This window comes from Priestia sp. SIMBA_032 (assembly GCF_046535215.1).
Lineage (GTDB): Bacteria > Bacillota > Bacilli > Bacillales > Bacillaceae_H > Priestia > Priestia aryabhattai.
Genome location: NZ_JAWRXD010001215.1, coordinates 1 through 250 on the forward strand (window position 1 = coordinate 1; position 250 = coordinate 250).

1 pseudogene is annotated in these 250 nt (G+C 63.6%); it reads left to right on the forward strand.

The window, feature by feature from the left end:
• Positions 1 to 245, forward strand: a pseudogene (locus SB717_RS38190) (hypothetical protein); the annotation flags it as partial.
• Positions 246 to 250 lie beyond the last annotated feature (5 nt).

Sequence of the window (250 nt, forward strand, 5' to 3'; positions counted from 1 at the left end):
GTGGACTGCTCGACGAGTTCACCCGCGATGCCGCGCTGGATCCGGCGCCACCGGAGTATGTGGCCCCGCTGTATGCCTATCTCGCAAGCGATCTGGCCGACGGCATCACCGGACAGGTCTACAGCGCAGCCGGTGGTTTCATCGGAAAGTACCCGGCCTTCGACCCCGCGTTCGTGGCCTACCGCGGGCACGACGCCGAACCGCCGTACACACTCTCAGAACTCCAGGTGATTTTGTCCGATTGAACGAC